Consider the following 25494-nt stretch of genomic DNA (forward strand, 5'->3'; position numbering starts at 1 on the left):
TTGTCCCGCGCCCGTTCGACCAATGATCGGAGCCAGCGGAAATCCCGACATCCCCGTCTAGGCTCCTTTCCATCCAACGAAGGAGTCGACCGATGCGTTTCATGGTGATGATAAAGGCCACACCGCAAACCGAAGCCGGCCAGATGCCCGGCGAGGACGTGCTTGCGGCCATGGGCCGCTACAACGAAGAACTGGCCAACGCTGGCGTGCTGCTCGGCGGCGAGGGCCTGCAGCCCAGCAGCAAGGGCGCGCGGGTGCGCTTCGAGGGCGAGCGCTGCAGCGTCATCGACGGCCCGTTCGCCGAGACCCGCGAGCTGATCGCCGGCTTCTGGCTGTTCCAGACCGCTTCGCTGCAGGAGGCGATCGACTGGGTCAGGCGCTGCCCGCCGTCCGCCATCGGCGAGGCGGAGATCGAGATCCGCCAGGTCTTCGAAGCGGAAGACTTCGGCGCCGAGTTCACCCCCGAACTGCGCGAGCAGGAAGAACGCCTGCGTGCGCAACTCAACCACTGACAGCAAGGAGCACGAAGATGAAGCTTTCCACCTACCTCACCTATGACGGCAATGCCCGCGAGGCCTTCACCTTCTACCAGCAGGTACTGGGCGGGACCCTGGAGCTGATGACCTTCGCCCAGGCGCCGGATGCCGAGCAGTTCCCCGCCGAGTACCGCGAGCGGATCATGCATGCCTGCCTCAACCTCGGCGACAGCACGCTGATGGCCTCCGACACGCTGCCCGGAGACACCTGTGGCGGAGGACCGTACGAAGGCATCAAGGGCTGCTCGATTTCCCTGCACCCGACCCGCGTGGCCGAGGCCGAGCAGCTGTTCGCTGCCCTGGGCGAAGGCGGTACGGTGATCATGCCGCTGGAGAAGACCTTCTGGGCCGAGCGTTTCGGCATGCTGACCGACCGCTTCGGTCTGTCTTGGATGGTCAACTGCGAGTGACGCCAGCCTCGCCCCCGCGCCGCTGTCGCCCCCGAAGCAGCACAGCGGCGCGCGGGACGGACAGGCGTTTGGATGCACGGCACTTTTGTTATAACGTATCGCACCTTGCCGGGCGCCGCCGTACCCTGGCCGTGAGGCATTACGTCCTCAAGGCCTCCGCGCCCGTTGTCCGCGAACTTCTGCCATGAGCCGTGCATGCCCGCCCCCGACCTGACCTCGCCCGTTGCGGCGCGCCTTCAATCCATCGACGCGCTGCGCGGCCTGGTGATTCTGTTCATGCTGTTGGACCATGTCCGCGAAACCTTTCTGCTGCACATGCAGGTGCCGGATCCGATGGACGTGGCGGTCACCGAGCCGGCACTGTTCTTCAGCCGCACCCTGGCGCACCTGTGCGCACCGGTATTCATCTTCCTGACCGGGTTATCAGCGTTCCTCTATGGCGAAAAGCATCAGGACCGCCACGCGGTGTCGAGCTTTCTGCTCAAGCGCGGGCTGTTTCTGGTGGCGCTCGAGTTCACCCTGGTCAACTTCGCCTGGACCTTCCAGTTCCCGCCGCAGGTCATCTACCTCCAGGTGATCTGGGCCATCGGCCTGAGCATGCTCGCCCTCTCGGCGCTGCTCTGGCTGCCACGCCCGTGGCTGGTGCTGCTCGGACTGCTGATCATCGGCGGGCACAACCTGCTCGATCCGCTGCACTTCCCCGTCGGATCACCCATGCACCTGCCGTGGGCCATCCTGCATGATCGCGGCTGGCTCGAGGTCTCGGACAGCCTGCGGCTGCGCACCTCCTACCCGCTGTTGCCCTGGATCGGCGTGATCGCGCTGGGCTACGCCGCCGGCCCCTGGTTCGGACGCAACGCCGATGCCGAACGCCGTCAGCACAACCTCGCCAACTGGGGCAGGGCCGCGCTGCTGCTGTTCGTTCTGCTACGCCTGATCAACGGTTACGGCGAGCAGCCCTGGGTGGTTGGCGAGGATGGACTGCGGACACTGATGAGCCTGCTGAACATCACCAAATATCCGCCGTCGCTGCTGTTCCTCTGCCTGACCCTGGGCACCGGCCTGCTTCTGCTGCGCCACTTCGAGCGCCGCCAGGATCGCGCCTGGCTGCGCCCGCTGACGGTGTTCGGCGCAGCGCCGATGTTCTTCTACCTGCTGCACCTTTACGTGCTGAAGCTGCTCTACCTCGCCGCGGTGGCGATCTGGGGCCTGAACCGTGGCAGCCACTTCGGCTTCGAGGCGGTCTGGCCGCTGTGGTTGTGGACCGTTGTGCTGGCGGTGGCGCTGTACCCGGCCGTGCGCTGGTTTGCCGAGCTCAAGGCCCGGCGCCGGGACATCGCCTGGCTCAAGTACCTGTAAGCTCGGGTCTCATGCCGCATCGGCAGCCTTCAGACGCAAGTCGACGGCTGCAGTGCGGTGCGCGGCTGGCGAACGGGCTCAGAACATCCCCAGCGCCCAGGCCACGGCGAACAGCACCAGCGAGAAGCCCCACATCCACCACAGCGAGTAGCGGATGTGCCGGCCAAGATCCAGACCGGCCAGGCCAAGCGCAAGCCAGAGCGCGGGCGAGAACGGGCTGATGAAGGTGCCGATGATGTTGCCGATGGTCATCGCGTACACCACGCTGGCAGGCTCCACGCCATGGTTCGCCACCACTTCCAGCGTCACCGGCAGCAGACCGAAGTAATAGGCATCGGTGCTCAGCATCAGCTCCATCGGCAGGCCGAAGACGCCAAGGATGATGTGCAGGCTGGGCACGACCGAGGCGGGCAGGACCTGCACCAGATCCTGGGCGATGGAGGTCAGCATGCCCGTACCGGTGAATATCCCCAGCATGGAGCCCGCTGCCAGAATGATCATGCCCATGCTCAGGGCGGCGGGCGCATGGGCCGCGATGCGTTGCATCTGAGCCTTGCCACCGGGGTAGTTGATCAGCAGCACCAGCGACAGACCGATCATGAAGATGTAGCCGGCCGGCAGCACGCCGGCGAACAGCGAGATCAGCACCAGCAGGAACAATCCGCCGTTGATCCAGAGTCGGCCCGGCCGCTCCAGGGCGCGCTCTTCTTCGGTGGGTTCGTGAAGGCTGTGGTGGCTTTCGACCAGTACGCCGGCATCCGCACCGCCAGCCCCTGAGGCGATACGCCGCTGCTCCCGCCGACCAAGCAGGACGGCGAGTGCCACCAGCAGAACCACGCCAACGCCCTGAATGGCGATCAGCGGCCGCCACAGTTCGGTGACTTCGATACCGGTCACCGCCGCGGCCCGCCCCAGCGGGCCAGCCCAGGGAACCATGTTGAAGATGCCTGCACCGAGCGCCAGCAGCAGCAACATCAGATAAGGGCTCATGCCCAACTTGCGGTAGAGCGGCAGCAGGGCCGGAATGGTCAGCAGGAAGGTGGTCGCGCCCGCGCCGTCCAGGTGCGCCAGCATGCCGATCAACGCGGTGGCCACCGTCACGGCGATGACATTACCGCGGGTCAGCCTCACCATGGTTCCGATGATCGGGCGGAACAGTCCGGTGTCCTGCAACACGCCGAAGAAGGTGATGGCGAAGACGAACATCGTGGCAATGGAGATCACCTTGCCCAGGCCGTCGGTGAAGAACCCGGTGATGGCCTCCAGCCCGAAGCCGGCCAGCAAAGCGCCCGCCAGCGGTACGAGAATCAGCGGCAGAATGGGCGCCATCCGTCCTACGAGCAGCAGCACCACTAGGCTGCAGATGGTCAACAGACCAATCAGGGTCAACACAGCTTACCTCCTCTTTATTCTTGTCCGGCCGAAGCAGCGGGGGGAGCGGGAGGCTACGAAACAAAGCTTTCAGCAACCTTTAGCCGTGCCGGGGGTGCCCTCGGCATCTGTGAGCTGATGTGTCGCACGCGTGAATCAGCCGCCGCCGATCCGAAAACTGTGAAGTGGGTAGCAAAATGACATCATACGAGCCATGATGATTGCAGCGCCCGCTGCGGGCCGGCCGAATTGCCATAAGCCCCCGCACGGCCCGGCTGCCTTGCACGGCGCCGTCGGCCACAGCCCTGCTGGCACCCGGAATGTTTATGTCGTCCTTTCGTCTTGCCGTTTGGCCCCTGCTTCTGCTCGCCACCTGCTACACGCCCGTGGCCAACGCCATCGGGCTGGGCGAGATCCGTCTGCATTCGGCGCTGGCCGAGCCGCTCACGGCTGACATCGAGCTGATTGACGCGCGCGGACTGGGTGCCGATGACATCAAGGTGCGCCTGGCACCGAGCGACGTGTTTGCCCGCGCCGGAGTCGAGCGGCCCGACTTCCTCGCCAAGCTGAGCTTCGTGCCGGCACTCGACGGCAGCGACCAGCGGATCCGCGTGAGCTCCGCCGCACCGGTGAACGAGCCGTACCTGAACTTCATCGTCGAGCTCAGCCTGCCGGGCGGCCAGCTGCTGCGCGAGTACACCCTGCTGCTCGACCCGCCACTGTACCAGCCCGACCTGCCGGCGCTGCCGCGTGCCCAGCCGCAAGCACCGGCCATCGTCAGCGCGCCACCCGTGGAACCGCCGCACGCTCGCGTGCTGCCTGCGGTCGAACAGGGCACGCGGTATCGCATCCAGCCCGGCGACAGCCTCTGGGCCATCACCCAGCGGCTTGCAGGCCGTGCTGTCGGCTCGCACGAAGCGTTGATGGCCGACCTCTACGCACTCAACCCGGACGCCTTCATCGGCGGTGACCGCAACCGCCTGCGGGTCGGCGCCGATCTGCTGCTGCCGGACGGACTGCAACCTGCCACGCCCAGGCCGACGACCGAGGTGGCCGCCGACGCAGCGATACCTCCTCCCGAGCACACCGCGCGGCAGACGCCAGTGACAGCTGATCGCGGCCTGGTGGATGTGCTCAGCCAACTCGAAGCCCAGGTGCTGAGCCTGCAGGCGCAGATGGATGCGCAGAATCGCCTGCTCGCCGAAGCACAGCGGAGCCTGGCGCAACGCGAGACCAGCCCGCTCGCCGCGGAGTCTGCCGTCGTCACGGCGCCAGTGCCCCGTGAAGTCAGCGTGGAGCGCCAGGCACCCGCATCCCCGGTTCCCGCGCCTGCCGCGCCCGCTATGACGGTCCAGCCGGACAGCCTCGCCAGCCCCTGGCTGCTCGCCCTTCCCGTGCTGTTCCTGCTGGGCGGCCTGCTGCTACAGCGTCGGCGCGCCAGCGCAGCCGCCACGGCGGCAATCATGGTCGAGGCCCGACCGGCCGGCGTGAAGCGGGCGGAAGCGTCCTTCCCGGACATCAACCCGTTCCAGCGCCAGGTGCCAGTCGTGACGGAAATGACCATGGACGAATACCTTGGCCACGGTGCTGACCAAATGCCGGCCCCCGTTGCGGCACCGGTACAACCAATGCCGTCGCTGGATGACATGATCGTCAGCCTGCCCACGGACCTGGACGAGCTGATCGGCATCGCGTCGGCCCCGGCGCCGGCAACCGACGCCCAATGGCGCGAGCGGCTCAACGAGGCCATCGGCTGCATCGACCGTGGTGAGGTCAATCGCGCCAGCGGTCTGCTGACTGCCCTGCTGGACCGCCCCGACGATGACCGCTTCATCGACGAGCAGCTCGCCCGCAGCGCCTGAGGACGCAACCCCGGGACCGCTCCCCCGGTCGTACGGCATACTAGCCAGCCCCCCTCTGGAGAACATGCCCGTGGACCTGCTCTTTCTCGGTACCTCGTCCGGCACCCCGACCCGCGCGCGCAACGTCAGCGCGCTGGCACTGCTGGAAGAGACCGGCAAGGCCTGGTACCTGATCGACTGCGGCGAGGGCACCCAGCATCGTCTGCTGCGCACGCCGCTGTCGCTGCACGACCTGCGCGCGATCTGCATCACCCATGTGCATGGCGACCACTGCTACGGCCTGCCCGGCCTGCTGGCCAGCGCAGGCATGATGGGGCGCAAGGCGCCGCTGACGATCATCGCCCCGCAGGGCATCGAGACCTGGGTACGCGCCACCCTGAGCATGAGTCAGAGCTGGCTGAGCTACGAGCTGGACTTCCATGCGGTCGAGACATTGGACGAATGGCGCAGCCCGAGCATGCGCATCGAGGCGACCGAGCTGTCCCATCGCGTGCCCTGCTACGGCTACAGCTTCAGCGAGGCGCGCCCCGATCCGCGGCTGGACATCGAACGTCTGGAACATGACGGTGTGCCGCGCGGCCCGCTCTGGGGCCAGCTGGCGCGCGGCTTCGACATCGAGCACGAGGGGCGCGTGCTGCGCAGCCACGACTACCTGAGCTTCAGCCGCAGCCCGCGGCGCATCGTCGTCGGGGGCGACAACGACCGTCCCGACCTGCTGACCGAAGCCTGCCGGGATGCCCAGCTGCTGGTGCACGAGGCGACCTACACCGAGGCCGTGGCCAACGACGCCCGCAACGACTTCGGCCACAGCACGGCCGCCACCGTGGCGCGCTTCGCCCAGGCGGTCGGTTTGCCCAACCTGGTGCTGACCCACTTCAGCGCGCGCTATCAGAAGCACGTCGGCCGCGGCCATTCGATCGAGGACCTGCGCGCCGAAGCCGCTGCGCTCTACGCCGGCCAGCTGCTGCTCGCCGAGGATTTCCTGCGCCTGCATCTGGGCAAGGATGGTCTGCTGACGGTCGTCGAACCGCCGTCCACTTCGCGCCCGCCGCGCCGCGACGGCGAATCCAGGGCCTGAACCGATAAATCGTCAGCAACCGCACCGGTGCTGACATGGCTGTCTACACTGGCTGCTGCCACCCAGCGCAACCGCCCTGCCATCTTTCGCCCCACCGAAGGAGCCGCCGATGGAACGTCTGACTGCCAGAGACTTCGCCCCCGAACTGCTCGAGCTCTACGATTTCTACGTGCACGGCAAACTCAACCGCCGCGAATTCCTCGACCGCGCCACCGCCTTCACCCTGTGCAGCATGACGGCGGTCGCCGTGCTCGACGCGCTCACGCCCAACTATGCGCTGGCGCAACAGATCGCCTTTACCGACCCCGACATCGTCGCCGAGTATGTCCGCTATCCCTCGCCCAGAGGCCACGGCGAGGTCCGTGCCTATCTGGTGCGCCCGGCCAAGGCCGAGGGCAAGGTGCCGGGCATCGTCGTCGTGCACGAGAACCGTGGCCTCAATCCCTATATCGAAGACGTGGCCCGGCGCGCGGCCAAGGCCGGGTTCGTCGCCCTGGCGCCCGACGGCCTGAGTTCGGTCGGCGGCTACCCCGGTAACGACGACAAGGGCCGCGAACTGCAGGTTCAGGTCGATCCGCAGAAACTGATGAACGACTTCTTCGCCGCCATCGAATGGCTGATAGCCCACGAGACCACCAGCGACAAGGTCGGCATCACCGGCTTTTGCTACGGCGGCGGGGTGGCGAACGCCGCATCGGTGGCCTACCCCGAACTCGGCGCCGCCGTGCCGTTCTATGGCCGCCAGGCGGACCCGGCGGATGTGGAGAAGATTCGCGCGCCGCTGCTGTTCCATTTCGCCGAACAGGACGAGCGCGTCAACGAAACCTGGCCCGCCTACGAAGCCGCACTCAAGGCCGCCGGCAAGCCCTACGAGGCCTATATCTACCCCGGCACCCACCACGGCTTTCACAACGACAGCACGCCGCGTTACGACGAGCCGGCAGCCGAGCTGGCGTGGCAACGCACCATTGCCTGGTTCCAGCGCCATCTGAGCTGACCGCGACGCCCTTTTCGTCGCCACACCCGGTGCGTTCGAGCCGAGGCGTCATGGTCGATACATTCATCCGCGCATGTTGACGTTTACGTAAAAGAACAGTACAGCTATGCCTTCCGCCCCGCTCCAGGAAAGCGCCATGACCATCAGCACCCTGCTCGGCGACGGCCCGACCGATCTGTGGATCGACGGCACCCACGGCCGGATGTTCGTCCGCAGCTGGTTCCCGGAGCGCGGCGCGCTGCACCCGAACCACGCCCCGATCCTGCTGTTACACGAGTCGCTCGGCTGTATCGAACAATGGAAAGACTTCCCATCCGCCCTCGCCAATGCCACAGGCCGAACAGTGGTCGCCTATGACCGGCTGGGCTTCGGCCGCTCCGACCGCTTGACTGCCCCACCCGCGCCGACTTTCGTCGAAGATGAAGCCGCGCATGGCTTCGCCTGCGTGCTGCAACATCTGGGTATCGAGCGCTTCGTGGTGCTCGGACACAGCGTCGGTGGCAGCATGGCCGTGCATTGCGCCGCGCGGTATCCCGAAGCCTGCCAGGCGATGATCACGATGTCAGCGGTAACCTTCGTCGAACAGCGCACGCTCACAGGCATCCGCCAGGCCAGGGCCTGGTTCGCCGCCCCCGCGCAACGCGAACGTCTGCGCCGCTATCACGGCGAGCGCAGTGACTGGGTCCTGAGCGCATGGATCGATACCTGGCTGGCGCCGGATTTCGCCACATGGACGCTGGCCCACGCGCTGCCTGCAGTCGGCTGTCCGAGCCTTGCCATCCATGGCGATGACGATGAGTTCGGCTCCGAACGCCACCCGCAGCTGATCGCCGACCACGCCAGCGGTCAGGTCGAACAGGCGCTGCTTTCGGGGGTGGGCCATGTTCCGCATCGAGAGCAACCGGAACAGGTGCTGGAGCGGATCGAACGGTTCCTGCAGCGGATCGGTTAGCTCGCTGCGCGCAAAGGCGCAGCAGAGCGTATCCGCGCGAGGGCAGGCAGGCGTGCCTTCGCCGCTGGCGAAGGCACTGGAGGTCAGGCCCGCTGGTTGAAACGACCCAGGTCCATGTGTCGGTTCACATCCTTGTACAGCAGGTAGCGGAACTTGCCTGGGCCCCCGGAATAGCAGGCCTGCGGACAGAACGCGCGCAGCCACATGTAGTCGCCCGCCTCGACCTCGACCCAATCCTGATTCAAGCGATACACCGCCTTGCCTTCCAGGACGTAGAGGCCGTGTTCCATCACGTGGGTTTCAGCGAAGGGGATAACCGCACCCGGCTCGAACGTGACGATGTTGACGTGCATGTCGTGGCGCATGTCGCTCATGTCGACGAAGCGCGTGGTCACCCATTTGCCATCGGTACCCGGCATGGGGATCGGCTCGATATCGTTCTCGTTGGTCACGAAGGCCTCCGGGTAGGGCAAGCCTTCGACGGCCTGATAGCCCTTGCGGATCCAGTGGAAACGTACCGGCGCCGCTCCGGTATTGCGCACGCTCCATTTCGCAGCAGGCGGTATGAACGCATAGCTGCCGGGACGCATGTCGTAGAGGGTTCCCTCGATCGTCAGAGAGAACTCTCCGTCCACGACGAACAGCACGCCCTCGGCGTTCGGGTCATGCTCCGGCCGGTCACTGCCGCCGCCGGCGCCAAGCTCCACGATGTACTGGGAAAAGGTTTCGGCGAAGCCGGAAAGCGGACGGGACAGCACCCACATGCGCATGTTGTCCCAGAAGGGCAAGTGGCTGGTGACGATGTCGCGCAGCACGCCCTTGGGAATGACTGCATAGGCTTCGGTGAACATTGCACGATCGGTCAGCAGTTGAGTCTGCTCGGGATGTCCGCCCTTGGGGACGTAGTACGTTGTGCTTGCCATGGTTCTCCAGGTGCATGGAGGGCTTGCCGATACTCAACCGCAAGCCGGGTGGATGGAAAGCCAACTGTATACAAGGAAGATGTGAATGGTCAAAGATTGTATACAATCTTTTCTGCGCCCGATGCCCACGAGTAGCGCGGCATGGCATATGGCGCGCTGAGCTCGCCGCGGCGCTGGTGGGGTGGTCATCTGGCTGGATGGAATGGCCAACCGGGCAGCTTCGAAGTTGCCGCCGATGGCCAGGGAAGAAGGGCTACGCCGCCTACCTACGCGACTCGACGCCATCGACTATGGCGCGGAGACGCGAGGAACTGAAAAATCATGGATGAGAAGGGATCGACAAGCGCATCCGCATTCCTCAAGACCGCACCGCCAGAACGCTCAACAGCGGCAGCCGGCCTTCGGACCCACCTTTGCGTGACGCCGAATCGCTAGCCCTTGAAGCCTTTGGCCACCAGATAGACCTCCCGCGAACGCGGGCGCGACGCCTCCGGCTTGCGGATCACCACCTTCTCGAACGAGCTGCGCACGTCCTTGAGGAACTCGTCGGAGCCTTCGCCCTGGAACACCTTGACCACGTAATTGCCGCCGGGCTTGAGCACCTGGCGAACCATGTCGAGGGTGAGTTCCACCAGGTACATCGAGGCAGCCTGGTCGGCAGCGGCGACGCCGCTGATGTTCGGCGCGATGTCGGACACGATCAGGTCGGGTTGCCGGCCGTCGAGCATGTCGAGAATCTGCTGGAACACGGCGTCCTCGGTGAAGTCGCCCTGAACGAAATCGACGTTATCCAGCCCGCCCATCGGCAGGATGTCGGTGGCCAGCACCCTGCCCTTCTCGCCGACGATTCCGCCGGCCACCTGCGACCAGCCGCCAGGCGCGGAACCGAGATCCATGACCAGCATGCCGGGGCGTATCAGTTTGTCCTTCTCGTTCAGCTCGATCAGCTTGTAGCTGGAGCGCGAGCGCAAGCCATCCTTCTGCGCGCGTTTGACGAAGGGATCGTTGACGTGTTCATCCAGCCAACGACGGCTGCTTTTGGATCGTTTCATGATAGAGCCAACCACGGAGAATCAAGGTAAGACGCGCGCCAACAGGCAGGACCCTGCGCAACTGTCGGGCAAATTGGCGGCGATTATAAGCCGATAATGCCGGGCCGCGGGCGCCGGGCGCAGCACCTGCCCCGGGGGAACCGCGTAAGCGCCGCCTGACAGGCGTGCTTGCCGCCGGTACAATCCGCGCCTCACGCCCCCCTCTCGTTGCTTCCTCTGCCGGAGTCACCGGCCAGGATTACTGCCATGATTCGCATCACCGAACTGTCCCTGCCCCTCGATCATCCCGCCGATGCGCTGCGCGAGGCCATCGTCAAGCGTCTGAACATCAGTGACGCCGACCTGCTGAACTTCAGCGTGTTCAAGCGCAGCTACGATGCGCGCAAGAAGAACAGCGTCATCCTGTTCATCTACATCCTCGACGTCGAGGTTCGTGACGAGGCGGCAGTCCTGGCGCGCTTTGCCGACGACAACCACGTGCGCCCGGCGCCGGATACCCGCTACTACCCGGTCGGCCAGGCTCCGGCCAATCTGACCGAGCGGCCGCTGGTGGTAGGCTTCGGCCCCTGTGGGCTGTTCGCCGCGCTGCTGCTCGCACAGATGGGCTTCAAGCCCATCGTGCTGGAGCGCGGCAAGGATGTGCGCCGCCGCACCAAGGACACCTGGGCGCTGTGGCGCAAGAAGACCCTGACGCCGGAATCCAACGTGCAATTCGGCGAAGGCGGTGCCGGTCTGTTCTCCGACGGCAAGCTCTACAGCCAGATCAAGGATCCGAAGTTCTACGCCCGCAAGGTGATGCACGAATTCGTCCGCGCCGGCGCGCCGGAAGAGATCATGTACGTCAGCAAGCCGCATATCGGCACCTTCCGCCTTACCGGCGTGGTTGCCGCGATGCGCGAGGAAATCATCGCCCTCGGCGGCGAGGTACGCTTCGAGACCAGGGTCACCGATCTCGTGATCGACGATGGCCAGCTCGAAGGCGTGGTGCTGGCCAATGGCGAGACACTTCGCAGCCGCCATGTAGTGCTGGCCCTGGGTCACAGCTCCCGCGACACCTTCCGTATGCTGCATCGCCAGGGCGTGCATATCGAAGCCAAGCCGTTTGCCATCGGTTTCCGCATCGAGCATCCGCAGGGCATGATCGACCAGGCCCGTCTGGGCAAGTACGCCGGCCATCCGGAGCTGGGCGCCGCGGACTACAAACTGGTGTACCACGCCAAGAACGGCCGCGCGGTCTACAGCTTCTGCATGTGCCCGGGCGGCACCGTGGTGGCCGCCACGTCGGAGCCGGGACGCGTGGTGACCAACGGCATGAGCCAGTACTCGCGCAACGAGCGCAATGCCAACGCTGGCATCGTCGTCGGCATCAACCCAGAGCAGGATTTCCCCGGTGATGCGCTGGCCGGCGTGGAGCTGCAGGAGCGTCTGGAATCGCGCGCCTACGAGCTGGGCGGCAGCGACTACTGCGCGCCCGGGCAACTGGTGGGCGACTTCATTCGCGGCGTGCCGTCGACCGAGTTCGGCGAGGTCGAGCCGTCCTACAAACCGGGCGTGCGCCTGGGCGATCTGGCGCCCTCGCTGCCGGAATATGCCATCGAGGCGATCCGCGAAGCGCTGCCGGCCTTCGGCAAGCAGATCCGCGGGTTCGATCGCGCTGACGCGGTGCTCACCGGCATCGAGACCCGCACCTCCTCGCCGGTACGCATCACCCGCGACAGCGAAACACTGCAGAGCCTCAACCTGCGCGGCCTGTATCCGGCCGGCGAAGGCGCGGGCTACGCCGGTGGCATCCTCTCGGCAGGCGTGGACGGCATCAAGGTCGCCGAGGCGCTGGCCAAGGCGATGCTGGCGGAAGCGGGGCAGACCGCCGTGCAGAGCCACTGAGCGCCGCCTTGATGAAATTCGACGACATCAAAAAGCTGCACCAGAAAAAGTACCGGGCCGAGTTCGGGCGTTTTCTGGTGGAGGGCGAGCATCTGGTGCTGGAGCTGCAGAAAGCGGCCCTGCTCAACCCGCTGCTGCAGCGCAGCGAGCTGTATGTGACCAATGCCTACGAACAATGGCAGAGCCCATTCAAGACCCACCTGATCAGTGACCGCCAGATGGCGCAGATCGCCGATACCAAGACCCCGCAAGGCATCGTGGCACTGGTGCCGATGCCAGCGACAGGCGCGTCGATCGCTGCACCCGTCGCGGGCGAACGCGCCATCTACCTGCATGAAATCCAGGACCCGGGCAACCTCGGCACCATCCTGCGCACGCTGGCCTGGTTCGGCAATTTCCGCTGTCTGCTCAGCCCCGGCAGCGTCGACCCGTACAACCCCAAGGTCGTGCGCTCGAGCATGGGCGCCATCTTCCATGCGCCGATGGAACTGGATGTGGCGCTGGATTCGTTGCGCACGCGCTTTGCCCGCATCGCCTGCCTGGATATGCAGGGTGAGCCTGTGCAATCGACGGCTTTCACAACCTTCGAATGCTACCTGTTCGGCAATGAAGCCCGCGGCGTGCCCCGCGACCAGCTGAATGCACTCGGCGCCCGGCCATTCACCATCCCCGGTTGCGGCGCCATCGAATCGCTGAATCTGGCCGCCACGGTCAACATGTGTGCGTACGAGCTCAGCCGATAGCGCTTTCGAAACGCCTCCTTCGCGTTCCGTCGATCAGGCAAAGCCGCCCGATCAGCGGGCCGCGAAAGCCGGAACACAGGCTGCGGGACATTGCCCCCCTTTGCGCGAGTTAACAGTTTTGCGCTTGCCCCGCTGCCAGCCGATGACAGCCTCCCGGGCCCAACGCATCATGCTCGCTCGATGTCATGCCGCAGCGGGCCCACGCATGCAACCTACCCTCTCCGACTCCTTGCTGGACTACGCCGGAAACAGTTCGCCCGGGCGCAGGCGCAGCCATAACGAAGACGCGCTGCTCTGCGCGCCGACGCTGGGACTCTGGGCGATCGCCGACGGTATGGGTGGGCATCAGTGCGGCGAGGTGGCCAGCAGCCTGGCCCTGGTGGCCTTGCGTCAGGCCGTGGAGGATGGCGAACCGCTGGAAACGGCGGTCCATCTGGCCAACCAGGCGGTGCTGGAAGCCGCCACCGATGACGGCATGGGCACCACGCTGGTGGCCGCGCATTTCAACGGCAGCGATTTCGAACTGGCCTGGGTCGGTGACAGCCGCGCCTATCTGGTCAGCGCCGACGGCATCGCACAGCTCACCCGCGACCACAGCTGGGTGCAGATGATGATCGACGCCGGCGAGCTCGAACCCGCCGCTGCCCAGGGCCACGCCTGGCGCAATATCATCCTGCGCTGCCTGGGCCGCGAGACGCCGTTGGAGGTGGGCATCGCCGCTGGCAGCCTGAAGCCTGACGAGCTGCTGCTGCTGTGCAGCGACGGCCTGACCAACGAGCTGACCGATGCGCAGATCCAGGCCAGCTGCACCTTTGCCGACACGCTGGAAAACCTGGTGGAACAGTTGATCGAGCAGGCCAATGCGCATGGCGGTCGCGATAACATTTCCTGCATCGTGATCGGCCGTACCGCGCAACCCCAGGCGACCGAATCGCGCGGCCGCCGCTTCATCAACATGCTGTTGAAACCCCTCAAGTCGTAACCAGGCACGAGCTTATCCATGACGCATCGGATGCTAGAAATTCCCGGCTATCGCCTGCACAAACGACTCGGCAAGGGCGGCATGGCGGAGGTCTACCTCGCCACCCAGCTGTCCCTGGATCGCGAGGTGGCAGTCAAGGTGCTGCTGCGCACCGAGGATGCGGCCTTTACTGAACGCTTCATCCAGGAAGGCCACATCGTCGCCTCGCTGCGCCATCCAGCCATCATCACTATCCACGACATCGGCCAGATCGCCGATGGCCGCCATTACCTGGCCATGGAATACCTCGGCGGCGGCGACCTGGCGCAGCATCGCGGCATCGTTTTCTCGCCGTCGCGGGCTCTGGACATCATTCGCCAGCTGGCCGGCGGCCTCGCGGTGGTGCATGACGGCGGGCTGGTCCACCGCGACGTGAAGCCGGCCAACATCCTCTTTCGCGACGATGGCAGCGTGGTGCTCACCGACTTCGGTGTGGCCAAGGCGGTGGAACTGGACAACGAGCTCACGCATTTCGGTATCGCCGTCGGCAGCCCGGCCTACAGCAGCCCGGAACAGGCCCAGTGCCTGCCACTGGACGCCCGCAGCGACATCTACAGCCTCGGCGTGATCCTTGCCGAGATGCTCACCGGGACCAACCCGTTTCGCGCCAGCAGCTATCCGCAAACCGTGCTCAACCACGTGCAGATGCCACTGCCGCAGTTGCCACCGGCGCTGGCGCCCTACCAGCCTCTGCTCGACCGCATGCTGGCCAAGCAACCGGACCAGCGCTTCGCCAGCTGTCGCGAACTGCTGGCCGCTATCGACACTCTCACCGAGCCGGACATGGACCAGACGCGCATCGCGCCGGCGATCACCCTCGAAGCCAAGCCCAGCCGCCGTCGCCGGCGTCGCGGGCGCGGCCTCGGCCGCTGGGCGGCGATCGGCGCCACCATGGTGGCCACGGTGGCCGTCCTGGGGTTCGGCGGTTACCAGTGGTGGCAGTACAGCCGTATCAGCGACCTGCTCGGCCGCGCCGAGTCGCGGCTGGCCGCCGGTCAGCTGACCACGCCAGCGCTCGATAACGCCGACTTCTATTTCCGTCAGGCCCTGCGCCTGGATGCCGACAACGCCGAAGCGCTCGATGGCCTGCGCCGCGTGCTCGATGCGCGCATCGCCGAAGCCCTGGAGCTGGCGGCGCAGCGGCTGGCCAGCGATCAGCTGCTGGAGCCGGCCGAAGACAGCGCCGTGCATTACTACCAGCGCGTGCTGGGCTGGCTGCCGGACAACCAGGCCGCGCTGGACGGGCTGGCGCGCGTCAGCGAACGCTATGTCGAGCTTGCCGAAGCGGCCTATGACCGGCGCGAGTACGCCCTGGCACTGGAATACATCCAGCAGGGTCTGGAGGCCGCGCCGCAATACGCGCCGCTGCTCGCGCTGCACGACGCCCATGCGCGACGGGTCGCCAAGGCCCGCGCACCGCGTCCGGTAGCGCGCACCGCAGCCAGCGCGCCACGCACCACACCAGCCACCACCCAGACGTCCCAGGCGCCGGCCAACCCGGTCAAGCGCCTGTGGAACCGGATCTTCAACCAATAAACACAGGCGATTGCCCGGTCCGGGCCCGATCGCCACTCTGCTCAGGGTTGTTCAGACATGCTCAGGATTCATTTCGTTGACAATCGCCAGAGCCCCGTCTGGCTGGCCGATGAACGTTTCACCCTCGGCTCCGACCGCAGCAACAAACTGGTCGTGAGCGATGCCGGGATAGAACCGTTCCATGCCGAACTGCTGCTGGAAAACCGCTTCTACTACCTCACCGACCTGGGAACTGCCGGCGGCACCTATGTCAACGACGAGAAGGTCGGCGAGCGCTACCAGATCCGCTCCGGCGACCGCCTCCGGCTGGGCACGCTCGAGCTGCAGATCGTCGATCCGGCCAAGGTCGGCGCCAAGGTGGCCGCGGCACCGCGCTGGCTGTTGCAGGTGGTGAAGGGCGAGAACCAGGGGCACAAGTATCACATCACCGGCTCCATGACCTTCGGCCGCTCGGTGAAGTGCGAGCTCTGCTTCAGCGATGCCGAGCTGTCGCGCCGCCATGCCGAATTCTTTCTCAAGGGCGACGTGCTGGAGGTGAAGGACCTCGCCTCGGCCAACGGCGTGCTGGTCAACCGGCAGAAGGTCAGCACCGCGGTGCTGCAGCCGGGCGATCAGATTCAGCTGGGCAACACCACCCTGCTGGTGATCGGGCCCAAGGTCAGTGCGCCGGAAGTCGTCGACGAGGACGCCACGGTATTCGTTCGCGCCGCCGATCTGCCCGCGCCTCAGCCCAAGCCCGCGCGCCCGCGTCCGGCTACGCCGAACCCGCTGCATGTCGCGGCGGCGACCACGACCACAGCCGCCGAAAGCCCTCGCAGATCGAACCGCCTGATCTGGCTGGTAGGTGCGCTGGCGCTGGCGGTGGTCGTCGGGCTGGCGGTGCAGCAGCTCGTCTAACGACCGCCCGCGAGCCAGGTCCGGTGCAAACCGCTACGCAGCTTTTCCGCCCTGCGCCCGGTCAGCTCGCAGCCACTGCCCCCGGCTCGGCGTAGCGCACCGGCGCTACCTCCGGGCACGCCGCAGTGCCCGCGCGCCTTCCAGCACCAGCACGGCGATGGCCGACCAGATTGCGCCATAGGTCAGCCATTGCGACGCAGCGATGCTTTCTCCGAGCAGCAGGGCCACGACCACCAGCAATACCGGCTCGACATAGCTGAGCAGGCCGAACAGGGTCAGGTTCAGGTGTTTGCCGGCGACGATCATCAGCGCCAGGGCCAACGCGCTGAGCGCACCGAGGCCGGCGATCAGCACCAGCAGCCGCGGGCTGGCGCTCAGCAGCTGCAAGGTGTCGCGGTCGGAGACGGCAAACATTGCGGCGACGGGCAGGCTGATCACCAGGTCCAGCCAGAGACCGCCAAGATTGGCGGTGCCCATCCTGCGGCGCAGCGCGAAGTAGCACGGATAGCCGAGCGCGACCGCCAGTACCGGCCAGGACAGCGACGCGGCGCCCAGCATTTCGTTGCCGACTCCGATCGCCGCGAGCAGGCAGGCCAGGCCCTGCAGCCGGCTGATGGCCTCGCCGAACAGCAGCCGCCCGGTGAGCACCAGGGTCAGCGGTAGCAGGAAGTAGCCCAGCGAGACATCCAGCCCGTGACCGTTGATGGGCGCCCACATGAACAGCCACAGCTGCAGCCCGACCAGCGCGGAAGACAATGGCAGCGCCAGCCACAGCCGCGGCTCGGCGGGCAAGCGCGCAAGAATCTGCCGTACCTCGCCCCAGCGGCCGATGGCGATCAGCAGCAGTGCCAGACAGGGTGCGGTCAGCAGGATCCGCCAGCCGTAGACCTGCTGGCCGTCCAGCGGCTCGAGCAGCGTGGTGTAGTAGTACAGCGTGGCGAACAGCGCCGAGGCGCCGAGCGAACTGGCCACGCCCGGCAGGCTGTTGTGGCTGTACATGGCTCGATCCAGATGAAAGGCCACCCCGAACTCAGGGCTCGACCTGGCTCCATTGCTTGTTCAGGCGCTTGTCGGATACCGGCACCTTCGTGCCCAGCTGCTGTGCCCAGAGCGAGACGCGATATTCCTCGAGCATCCAGCGATAGAGCGCCAGCTGCGGATCGCGCTTGCCTTCCTGCTGGTGCTTGTTCAGCCGCGCCTGGTATTGCTCCCAGTAGCCGCCCAGTTCGCCGGACCAGACGCGGTCGCGCTGCAACTGCGCGCCAATCTTGTCGAAGCGCTGCTCGACGGCCTTGAGGTAACGGGGGTACTCCTTCAGCCACTCGGCCGGCGTCTCACGGACGAAGCCCGGATAGACCAGATGGGCGAGCTGCGCCTTGATGTCGTTGAGCGCCACCGCCTGGGCCAGATCGATCTTGCCCTTGAAGCGCTTCTGCAGGCCGTGCCAGTGCTTGAGGATTTCCAGCGTCAGCCGCGCCAGGCGCTCGGCGTGGGCGGTCCAGTCGCCACGCTTGCGCTCGGCCAGTGACGCCAGCGCCGCACCGTCACGCGGCAGCGCGGCCTCGCCATCGAGAATGCAGCTGTCCAGGCTGGCCAGCAGGATGTCCTCGACCAGCGCATCGACCTTGCCCATGTCACGGTAGAGCAGGCCGAGCTCGGTAAGACCCGGCAGCCTGTTGCGCAGGTACTTGGCCGGCTCCGCCAGCTGCTGCAGCAAGAGGCGCTGCAGGGCGCGACGGTGCTGCCACTCGGCCTCGGCCTGGGTCGGGAAGCGCCCTTCCTTGACCACCCCAGCCTCTTCCACCAGCGCCGGATAGACCGTCATCGACAAGCCGGCCATCTTTGCCTGAGCCTTTTCTGCGACCTGGGCAAAACCCTTGGCCTCGACCGGTTTCTGCTCGGCCTTCTGCTGGGACGGCGCCAGGGCCGCCTGGCTGGCCTCGGCGAAGCGTGCCGTGAGTTCAGCCAGGTCACGTCCTTCACCGAGGAACTTGCCGCGCGCATCGACCACCTCGATGTTCATCTTCAGGTGGTTCTCCAGCCCGGCGGCGGCCTCGGCCCATGCCTCATCCGGCACTCGGGCGCCGGTCATGCGGGTGAGTTCACGACCCAGCGCCTCGGATAACGCCCCTTCGCCGAAGCTGATCTTGGCCAGCGCCGCCCCGACGAAGTCCGGCACCGGCACGAAGTTCTTGCGGATCGCCTTGGGCAGGCCGCGCACCAGTGCGACCGCCTTGGCCTCGATAAGCCCCGGCACCAGCCAGTCGAGCCGTTCGCGCCGCAGTTGCGGCAACAGCGGCGCCGGCACGCGCAGGGTTACGCCGTCGCGCGGGTGGTTGGGTTCGAAGTGGTATTCCAGCGGCAACTGCAGTTCGCCGATGCGCAGGTGGTCCGGATACTGCGCGGCGGTGACCTCGCTGGCCTCGCGGGCGAGCACGTCCTCCTCGCGCATGATCAGGAGCTGCGGGTTCTTCTGGCTCTCGCGCTTGTACCAGTTCTCGAAGCTGGCGGTCTGGTAGATGTCCGCTGGCAGGCGCGCATCGTAGTAACCGAACAGGGTTTCCTCGTCGGCAAGGATGTCGCGCCGCCGCGCCTTGGCCTCCAGCTCGTCCATGCGCTCGAGCAGCTCGCGGTTGGCTGTCAGCGCGCGGGCACGGCTGTTGATCTCGCCACGCACCAGGCCTTCGCGGATGAACAGCTCGCGCGCCGCCGGCGGGTCGATGGGCCCGTAGTGCACCGGGCGGCGGCCGACCACGATCAGCCCGTAGAGCGTTACCTGTTCGTAGGCCACCACCTGGCCGCGCTTCTTCTCCCAGTGCGGCTCGAAGTGGTTCTTCTTGACCAGGTGGCCGGCCAGCGGCTCGATCCAGTCCGGTTCGATCTTGGCGACCATGCGCGCGAACAGCTTGGTGGTTTCCACGAGTTCCGCGGCCATCAGCCAGTTGGGCTTCTTGCGTCCGATGCTGCTTCCGGGATGCACCCAGAAGCGCCGCTGGCGGGCGCCGAGGAAGTCACCCTCCTCGGTCTTGTTGCCGATCTGGCTGAGCAGGCCGGCGAGGATGGCCTTGTGCACCGCGGCATAGCTCTTGGCCTTCTGCGCGCCCTCGCTGGCTTCGACCTGCTGGCGGACGATGGCGTTGACCTTGTTGTCCTTGGTCGGTGCGGGGGCCTCGGCCGATGGCGCTGCTGCGGTCTTTCCGCGGTCGAGAGCGCTGCCACGGGGTTCGCCCTTCTGGGGACGACCTTGGTCGCGACTGTCCGCCGGGGCACCGAGCTTGAGTTCGCGGGCGATCAGCGTCAGCTGGCGATGGGCATCGCGCCACTCGCGAAGACGCAGATAGTTGAGGAAGTTCTTTCGGCACCAGCTGCGCAGCGCATTGGAGCCCAGCGCCTGGCGTTGCTCCTCGAAGCCGCGCCAGAGGTTGATCAGTGCGGCGAAGTCCGAGTCCGGGTCCTTCCATTGCGCATGGGCCTGGTCGGCGGCCTGCTGGCGGTCGGCCGGGCGCTCGCGCACATCCTGCACCGACAGCGCGCTGGCCACGATCAGCACCTCGGCCAGACTGCCCTGCTGCGCGGCTTCGAGCAGCATGCGGCCCAGGCGCGGGTCGATCGGCAGCCGCGCCAGCTGACGTCCCAGCGGCGTCAGCTGGTTCTCGCGGTTGACCGCCGAAAGCTCCTGCAGGAGGTTGAAGCCGTCGCTGATGGCCTTGCCATCCGGCGGCTCGATAAAGGGGAAATCCTGAATGTCGCCCAGGCGCAGATGCAGCATCTGCAGGATCACCGCGGCAAGGTTGGTGCGCAGGATCTCCGGGTCGGTGAATGCCGGGCGGCCGAGGAAATCCTCCTCGCTGTACAGCCGAATGCAGATACCCGGCTCGACCCGCCCGCAGCGACCCTTGCGCTGGTTGGCGCTGGCCTGGGACACCGCCTCGATCGGCAGGCGCTGAACCTTGGCGCGGTAGCTGTAGCGACTGATGCGGGCGGTGCCGGAATCGATCACGTAGCGGATGCCCGGTACGGTCAGCGAAGTCTCGGCGACGTTGGTGGCCAGCACGATCTTGCGCCCCGGGCGCGGCTGGAAGATTTTCTGCTGCTCGACCGGCGTCAGGCGCGCATACAGCGGCAGCACCTCGGTGAATTTCAGATTGGCCTTGCGCAACACCTCGGCGGCGTCGCGAATCTCGCGTTCGCCGGGCAGGAACACCAGCACGTCGCCGGGGCGCTGGCCAACGCTGCGCTCGTGGGCGGCAATCTCGTCCAGTGCAGCGAGGATGCCCTGGTCGACGGTGAGGTCGTCCTCGACGCGGTTGCCGTCCTCGTCGATCTCGGCAGCCAGCGGGCGATACCAGGTTTCCACCGGGTAGGTACGCCCGGACACCTCGACGATGGGTGCACCGTCGAAGTGCTCGGAAAAGCGCTCCAGGTCGATGGTCGCCGAGGTGATGATCACCTTCAGATCCGGCCGGCGTGGCAGCAGCGTCTTGAGGAAGCCCAGCAGGAAGTCGATATTCAGCGAACGCTCATGGGCCTCGTCGACGATGATCGTGTCGTACTTCTCCAGAAAGCGATCATGCTGCGTCTCCGCCAGCAGGATGCCGTCGGTCATCAGCTTGATCAGCGTGCGCTCGGTACTCTGGTCCTCGAAGCGCACCTGATAGCCCACCAACTCGCCCAGCGGCGCGCCGAGCTCCTCGGCGACGCGGGTGGCGACGCTGCGCGCGGCCAGGCGCCGCGGTTGGGTATGGCCGATCAGCCCGTGTACGCCCCGGCCGATCTCCAGACAGATCTTCGGCAGCTGGGTGGTCTTCCCCGAGCCGGTCTCACCGGCGATCACCAGCACCTGATGCTTTTCCAGCGCGGCCTTGATCTCGTCGCGCTTGGCGGCGATCGGCAGGCTGTCGTCGTAGCGGATGCGCGGCACGCTTTGCCGGCGCGCCTCGACCTTGGCGGCGGACGCCTGGAAGCGCTCCAGCCACTGGGCGAGCCTGGCTTCGTCCGGTTGCTTTCTCAGCTCGTGCAGCTGACGACGCAGGCGGTGGCGATCCGCGAACAGGGCCTGGTCTAGGTTCTTCAGCAGGGTATCGATAGCGGGCGTTGCGTCGGTCATGGACAGCCGTGGGCAATTTCGTGAAGGGCGCGATTGTCGCAGATTTGCCGGGCCGACCGTAGGAAAAGGGGGACCGCGCCGGCGAACCGGCGCGGTATTCAGGCGATCAACGGATCCAGTGACCCCAGCGCGACTTCTCCTGCACCTGCTGGATGCGCATGGTGCCGATGCTCTGCTCGGCCGCCGCGGCGATCTCGTCATCGATCATCTTGGTAGACAGCGACAGCCAGCTGGTGGCGAAGGCCAGTGCATCGCCGTGCAGCTCCAGCGCCTCGATGGATATGTTGCCGAGGTTGTCGCATGGCGTGTGGTAGCACTGATCGAACGACTGCCCGGCCGTTCCGCCATAACGCTGCGCCTGCTCCTCGGTCTTGATGTCCTCGGCACCAGTGAACAGCCCGCCGAAGGCGATGCCGTCCTCGAAGAACTGCGCATAGTCGGAGCGGAAGTCAATCTCGGTGCCCTCCGACGGGGCGTTGCGCAGCTTGAAGTAGGTGCGCAGCAGTCGCTCGATGGCAGCCGAGCCGGGCGGACCCTGCAGGCCGAAATCCGAGCCGTCGCCGTCATAGATGAAGTTGGCGTAGTTCGGCGAGCCGATCATGTCGACGTTCAGGTAGGCCTTGATGCGCTGCTTCTGTTCGTCCGGCAGCTGGTTGACGTAGTAGGTCGAGCCCACCAGCCCCGACTCCTCCGCGCCCCACCAGGCAAAGCGAACCTTGTTCTCCGGCCGCGCCTTGCTCATCAGCAGCGCCATCTCTAGCAGCGCCGCACTGCCGGAACCGTTGTCGTTGATGCCCGCGCCTTCGAACACCGAATCCAGGTGCGCGCCGACCATCACCACGTTGCTCGGATCACCCCGCCGCGTTTCGGCCAGCAGGTTGTAGGTCTCGGTCTGCTCGCGCACCACGTCGACGTTCATGCTCAGCTGCAGCCCGGCGGTCTGCGACCAGGCCACGCCGTTGTCGTAGGTCGAGAACAGCACCGGAATGCCGCCCGCATAGTCCTCGCCCAGCGTGGCGACCAGCAGGCCCTTGCGGTCCTCGGTGTCGCCCTGATTGAAGATGATGGCTCCGGCCGCGCCGGCTGCGGCGGCATTCGTCGCCTTCTGCCCGAACGGACAGGTGCCGCGCTGCATCAGCGCGATGGCGCCCGCCGGGAAGCCGGCGAAGTCTTCCGGTTCGCAGCCGCTGGTAGATGTGTTGCCGGCGCCGAGCGCCAGATCCACCGGCACCACCGGTGCGGTGACGTTGCCCGGATCGGTCTGGTCGGCATAGGCGAAATCCTCTTCCCAGACATACTGCACCGTCTGCGGCGCCACGGCGCTCAGTGTGCCGGGATTCACCGGATAGAAGGCGAGGAAGGGAAACGCCTGCACCTCGACGCGATAGCCAGCGCGCTGTAGCCGGCTGCGCACATAGTCGAGAGACGCCTGGTAGCCCGGCTGGCCGGAGGCGCGATTGCCTCCATTGAGCGTGGCGATATCCTGCAGCGCTTCCAGGTGCTTCATGACGTTGCTCGCCTGCATGCAGCGCGGCAGGCCGACAGGCGTGCCGACCAGCAGCGGCGAACGACACAGCGCCGCATTCGGCTTGGCCGGCGTCCAGAAGTCGTTGAATTGAGCGGTATCGGCCTTTGGCGCGGCAAGTGCCGCGCTGCTGGCGATCAATGCGAGAGAAGCAACTACCCGAACAGCATTGTTTTTCTTGTGCATGGGTAACTCATCCTTGCAACGAGATTGATGGGCAGGCCGCCTGGCTTGCGCCATCGTCCCCTACGGCAATCAGCGGACGCGGCCATAGGGAGCTAGACCGAACGGCCACCGTCTCGTTCTGGCGCAACCGCCCACCGGTATTACCGTTGATCGGGATGAGGGAACTTCGCTGAAGATCAAAGGCGTTCGGCAACGAATGCCGCGCCTTGGCGACAGGCATTGCGCCTGCCGCCTGCGGCGGTGATCAGATGCGGAACTGACCCACCAGTTGTTGCAGTCGCTCGGCCAGACCGTTGAGCTCGCGAGAGGTCTGCGCGCCCTGCGCGGCATCGCTGGCGACGCCGTCCACCGCATCGGCGATATGGTGCACGCTGCGGTTGATCTCCTCGGCCACCGCGGTCTGCTCCTCGGCGGCGGCGGCAATCTGGGCGTTCATCGAGTTGATGGTGCCGATCAGCGCGGAGATCGCATCCAGCGACGCGCCGGCCTGGTTGGCCTGATCACGGGTGCTCTCGCCCTTCTCGCCCGCCCGCAGCATGGTGGCGACGGTGTTGGAGGTGGCGCTCTGCAGGCGGTCGATCATGCCCTGGATCTCGCCGGTGCTTTGCTGGGTGCGGCTGGCCAGCGCGCGAACTTCGTCGGCGACCACGGCGAAGCCGCGCCCGGCCTCACCCGCACGGGCGGCCTCGATGGCCGCATTGAGCGCCAGCAGGTTGGTCTGCTCGGCAATGGCGCGGATCACGTCGAGCACGCCGACGATGCCTTTCACGTCCTGCTGAAGACCTTCCAGGGACTCGCCGCTGCCGCGCAGCTCGCCCACCAGCTCGTGGATCTGGCGAATGCTCTGGTCCACCACCTGCTTGGCGGCGACCCCCTGCTGATCGGTCTCGCGCGCCGCCTCGGCCGCACGCTGGGCGCTCATCGCCACTTCGTGGGCGGCGGCAGACATCTCGTTGATCGCCGTGGCGACCTGATCGGTTTCGCTGCGCTGGTCGGCCATGGCCTGCTCCGAGCGCTGCGCCTGGCTGGCCACTGCACCGACCAGACCGGTCAGCTGGGTGGTGGTGCCGGCGACCTGCTGTACCAGCGAATGGATCTTCTCGACGAAACGATTGAACGAGGTGGCCAGCTCGCCCAGCTCGTCCTGACTGGTGATCGGCAGGCGCTGGGTCAGGTCGCCGTCACCCTGGGCCATGTCATCCAGGTTGCGCTTGATCAGCAGCAGCGGGCTGAGCAGGGCGTTGCTCATGAACACGGCGACCAGTGCGATCAGCCCCAGCAGGATCAGTGCGGAGACCAGCATGATGGTGACCAGGCCGTCGATGCGCTGCTGGAATTCCGCGCGGGCGGCCTGGACGTCGCGCTCGACACCATCGAGGTTGAGCGAGGTACCGAAGACCATCTTCCATTTCGGCAGGAACTCGGCGTAACCGACCTTGGGCACCAGCACGCTGCTGTCACCCAGCACGAAGCTGTAGTCGACGTAATGGCTGCCGTCCTGGCCGGCACGAACCAGCTCGCGGATGGCATAGACGCCATTGGGGTCGCGGTAGTCGTAGAAGCTCTGGCCGATCTTGTCCTTGGTGTTGCCCTGCAGGATGCGCACGGTCTGGGTGTCATAGCCCCAGAAATAGCCGTCCTTGCCATAGGCCATCTTCTCGAGGATGGCCACGGCCTGGTCGCGCGCCTGCATGTCGCCTTCGGCAGAACGCTCGTAGATGGGGCCGATGGCATTGCGCGCCAGCTCGACGTAGTGCTTGAGCTCGGCGCGGCGGTCCCGGATCAGGCTGTTACGGGTGTGTTCTTCCTGTTGCTCGGCGAGGCTCTGCAGCTCGTACACGGCAATGCCGCTTAGCAGGATGGCCAGCAGGAGAATCGGGCCCAGCGCAAGCAGCAGCAGCTTCATTCGCAAACGAAGATTCGAGAGCATTCTGATCGATCCCTGTAGAAAGGTTGAGCAAGAAGACTGCGACAGAATCCATGCGTCGCTTAAGCGACGACGACGCAGCACGCCTTGGGTATCGGCCCGAAAGCGCCTTTCTTGACCCCGGAAAA

19 protein-coding genes are annotated in these 25494 nt (G+C 66.1%); 12 read left to right on the plus strand and 7 right to left on the minus strand.

Annotated features, from left to right (window positions below; genetic code table 11):
• Positions 1 to 92 precede the first annotated feature (92 nt).
• From ACVRRC_RS12950 to ACVRRC_RS12960, 3 genes are all read left to right on the plus strand, one after another.
• Positions 93 to 512 carry a YciI family protein gene (locus ACVRRC_RS12950; protein ID WP_011914040.1) on the plus strand — a complete coding sequence of 140 codons (420 nt, stop codon included), beginning with the start codon at positions 93 to 95 and terminating at the stop codon, positions 510 to 512.
• 17 nt (positions 513 to 529) lie between these two features.
• Positions 530 to 946: a VOC family protein gene (locus ACVRRC_RS12955; RefSeq protein WP_011914041.1), complete on the plus strand. Its 417-nt coding sequence runs from the start codon at positions 530 to 532 to the stop codon at positions 944 to 946.
• 195 nt (positions 947 to 1141) lie between these two features.
• Complete coding sequence (locus tag ACVRRC_RS12960; protein ID WP_011914042.1) at positions 1142 to 2305, plus strand: acetyltransferase domain-containing protein; 1164 nt, start codon at positions 1142 to 1144, stop codon at positions 2303 to 2305.
• A gap of 78 nt (positions 2306 to 2383) precedes the next feature.
• Here ACVRRC_RS12960 and ACVRRC_RS12965 read toward each other — a convergent pair whose 3' ends face one another.
• Positions 2384 to 3697, minus strand: a complete 1314-nt coding sequence (locus tag ACVRRC_RS12965; RefSeq protein WP_192475974.1) for a citrate:proton symporter — start codon at positions 3695 to 3697, stop codon at positions 2384 to 2386.
• A 305-nt stretch (positions 3698 to 4002) separates the two neighbouring features.
• Between ACVRRC_RS12965 and ACVRRC_RS12970 the strand changes: the two genes are divergently transcribed.
• From ACVRRC_RS12970 to ACVRRC_RS12985, 4 genes are all read left to right on the plus strand, one after another.
• On the plus strand, positions 4003 to 5538 hold the full coding sequence (locus ACVRRC_RS12970; RefSeq protein WP_472997084.1) for a type IV pilus assembly protein FimV: 1536 nt from the start codon (positions 4003 to 4005) through the stop codon (positions 5536 to 5538).
• 70 nt (positions 5539 to 5608) lie between these two features.
• Entirely contained in the window at positions 5609 to 6616 is a 1008-nt protein-coding gene (locus ACVRRC_RS12975; protein WP_423566588.1) for a ribonuclease Z, read from the plus strand.
• Positions 6617 to 6725: 109 nt separating this feature from the next.
• Complete coding sequence (yghX, locus tag ACVRRC_RS12980) at positions 6726 to 7613, plus strand: YghX family hydrolase (protein WP_472997085.1); 888 nt, start codon at positions 6726 to 6728, stop codon at positions 7611 to 7613.
• Between the two features lie 136 nt (positions 7614 to 7749).
• Positions 7750 to 8565, plus strand: a complete 816-nt coding sequence (locus ACVRRC_RS12985) for an alpha/beta fold hydrolase (RefSeq protein WP_472997086.1) — start codon at positions 7750 to 7752, stop codon at positions 8563 to 8565.
• Positions 8566 to 8648: 83 nt separating this feature from the next.
• Here ACVRRC_RS12985 and ACVRRC_RS12990 read toward each other — a convergent pair whose 3' ends face one another.
• Both ACVRRC_RS12990 and rlmE read right to left on the minus strand, forming a co-directional pair.
• Positions 8649 to 9488 (minus strand): bifunctional allantoicase/(S)-ureidoglycine aminohydrolase, encoded by an 840-nt coding sequence (locus ACVRRC_RS12990; protein WP_013983570.1) that lies wholly within the window; start codon positions 9486 to 9488, stop codon positions 8649 to 8651.
• 431 nt (positions 9489 to 9919) lie between these two features.
• Positions 9920 to 10540 (minus strand): 23S rRNA (uridine(2552)-2'-O)-methyltransferase RlmE, encoded by a 621-nt coding sequence (gene rlmE / locus ACVRRC_RS12995; RefSeq protein ID WP_013983571.1) that lies wholly within the window; start codon positions 10538 to 10540, stop codon positions 9920 to 9922.
• Between the two features lie 246 nt (positions 10541 to 10786).
• Here rlmE and ACVRRC_RS13000 point away from each other — a divergent pair, with 246 nt between their 5' ends.
• The 5 genes from ACVRRC_RS13000 (at position 10787) to ACVRRC_RS13020 (ending at position 16621) form a co-directional block, all read left to right on the plus strand.
• Positions 10787 to 12424, plus strand: a complete 1638-nt coding sequence (locus ACVRRC_RS13000) for an NAD(P)/FAD-dependent oxidoreductase (protein WP_472997087.1) — start codon at positions 10787 to 10789, stop codon at positions 12422 to 12424.
• An 11-nt stretch (positions 12425 to 12435) separates the two neighbouring features.
• Positions 12436 to 13167: a TrmH family RNA methyltransferase gene (locus ACVRRC_RS13005; RefSeq protein WP_048329659.1), complete on the plus strand. Its 732-nt coding sequence runs from the start codon at positions 12436 to 12438 to the stop codon at positions 13165 to 13167.
• A gap of 205 nt (positions 13168 to 13372) precedes the next feature.
• Positions 13373 to 14149 (plus strand): PP2C family protein-serine/threonine phosphatase, encoded by a 777-nt coding sequence (locus tag ACVRRC_RS13010; protein ID WP_014597348.1) that lies wholly within the window; start codon positions 13373 to 13375, stop codon positions 14147 to 14149.
• An 18-nt stretch (positions 14150 to 14167) separates the two neighbouring features.
• Entirely contained in the window at positions 14168 to 15724 is a 1557-nt protein-coding gene (locus ACVRRC_RS13015; protein ID WP_472997088.1) for a protein kinase domain-containing protein, read from the plus strand.
• Between the two features lie 57 nt (positions 15725 to 15781).
• Positions 15782 to 16621 carry an FHA domain-containing protein gene (locus ACVRRC_RS13020; RefSeq protein WP_472997089.1) on the plus strand — a complete coding sequence of 280 codons (840 nt, stop codon included), beginning with the start codon at positions 15782 to 15784 and terminating at the stop codon, positions 16619 to 16621.
• Between the two features lie 105 nt (positions 16622 to 16726).
• Here ACVRRC_RS13020 and rarD read toward each other — a convergent pair whose 3' ends face one another.
• From rarD to ACVRRC_RS13040, 4 genes are all read right to left on the minus strand, one after another.
• Positions 16727 to 17620, minus strand: a complete 894-nt coding sequence (gene rarD / locus ACVRRC_RS13025; RefSeq protein ID WP_041755630.1) for an EamA family transporter RarD — start codon at positions 17618 to 17620, stop codon at positions 16727 to 16729.
• Positions 17621 to 17651: 31 nt separating this feature from the next.
• Positions 17652 to 21728, minus strand: coding sequence for an ATP-dependent RNA helicase HrpA (hrpA, locus tag ACVRRC_RS13030; protein ID WP_472997090.1), 4077 nt, complete (start codon positions 21726 to 21728; stop codon positions 17652 to 17654).
• 106 nt (positions 21729 to 21834) lie between these two features.
• Entirely contained in the window at positions 21835 to 23439 is a 1605-nt protein-coding gene (locus tag ACVRRC_RS13035; RefSeq protein ID WP_014597352.1) for a M28 family metallopeptidase, read from the minus strand.
• A gap of 244 nt (positions 23440 to 23683) precedes the next feature.
• Complete coding sequence (locus ACVRRC_RS13040) at positions 23684 to 25369, minus strand: methyl-accepting chemotaxis protein (protein ID WP_017246296.1); 1686 nt, start codon at positions 25367 to 25369, stop codon at positions 23684 to 23686.
• Positions 25370 to 25494: the final 125 nt, after the last annotated feature.

It is taken from the genome of Stutzerimonas sp. LR2, from assembly GCF_055755175.1.

Excerpts from the sequence above, each read along its gene's own strand:
- ACVRRC_RS12950 (WP_011914040.1), top strand. The coding sequence starts at position 93 with ATGCGTTTCATGGTGATGATAAAGGCCACACCGCAAACCGAAGCCGGC.
- ACVRRC_RS12955 (WP_011914041.1), top strand. The coding sequence starts at position 530 with ATGAAGCTTTCCACCTACCTCACCTATGACGGCAATGCCCGCGAGGCC.
- ACVRRC_RS12960 (WP_011914042.1), top strand. The coding sequence starts at position 1,142 with ATGCCCGCCCCCGACCTGACCTCGCCCGTTGCGGCGCGCCTTCAATCC.
- ACVRRC_RS12970 (WP_472997084.1), top strand. The coding sequence starts at position 4,003 with ATGTCGTCCTTTCGTCTTGCCGTTTGGCCCCTGCTTCTGCTCGCCACC.
- yghX (WP_472997085.1), top strand. The coding sequence starts at position 6,726 with ATGGAACGTCTGACTGCCAGAGACTTCGCCCCCGAACTGCTCGAGCTC.
- ACVRRC_RS12985 (WP_472997086.1), top strand. The coding sequence starts at position 7,750 with ATGACCATCAGCACCCTGCTCGGCGACGGCCCGACCGATCTGTGGATC.
- ACVRRC_RS12990 (WP_013983570.1), bottom strand. The coding sequence starts at position 9,488 with ATGGCAAGCACAACGTACTACGTCCCCAAGGGCGGACATCCCGAGCAG.
- rlmE (WP_013983571.1), bottom strand. The coding sequence starts at position 10,540 with ATGAAACGATCCAAAAGCAGCCGTCGTTGGCTGGATGAACACGTCAAC.
- ACVRRC_RS13000 (WP_472997087.1), top strand. The coding sequence starts at position 10,787 with ATGATTCGCATCACCGAACTGTCCCTGCCCCTCGATCATCCCGCCGAT.
- ACVRRC_RS13005 (WP_048329659.1), top strand. The coding sequence starts at position 12,436 with ATGAAATTCGACGACATCAAAAAGCTGCACCAGAAAAAGTACCGGGCC.
- ACVRRC_RS13010 (WP_014597348.1), top strand. The coding sequence starts at position 13,373 with ATGCAACCTACCCTCTCCGACTCCTTGCTGGACTACGCCGGAAACAGT.
- ACVRRC_RS13015 (WP_472997088.1), top strand. The coding sequence starts at position 14,168 with ATGACGCATCGGATGCTAGAAATTCCCGGCTATCGCCTGCACAAACGA.
- ACVRRC_RS13020 (WP_472997089.1), top strand. The coding sequence starts at position 15,782 with ATGCTCAGGATTCATTTCGTTGACAATCGCCAGAGCCCCGTCTGGCTG.
- rarD (WP_041755630.1), bottom strand. The coding sequence starts at position 17,620 with ATGTACAGCCACAACAGCCTGCCGGGCGTGGCCAGTTCGCTCGGCGCC.
- hrpA (WP_472997090.1), bottom strand. The coding sequence starts at position 21,728 with ATGACCGACGCAACGCCCGCTATCGATACCCTGCTGAAGAACCTAGAC.
- ACVRRC_RS13035 (WP_014597352.1), bottom strand. The coding sequence starts at position 23,439 with ATGCACAAGAAAAACAATGCTGTTCGGGTAGTTGCTTCTCTCGCATTG.
- ACVRRC_RS13040 (WP_017246296.1), bottom strand. The coding sequence starts at position 25,369 with ATGCTCTCGAATCTTCGTTTGCGAATGAAGCTGCTGCTGCTTGCGCTG.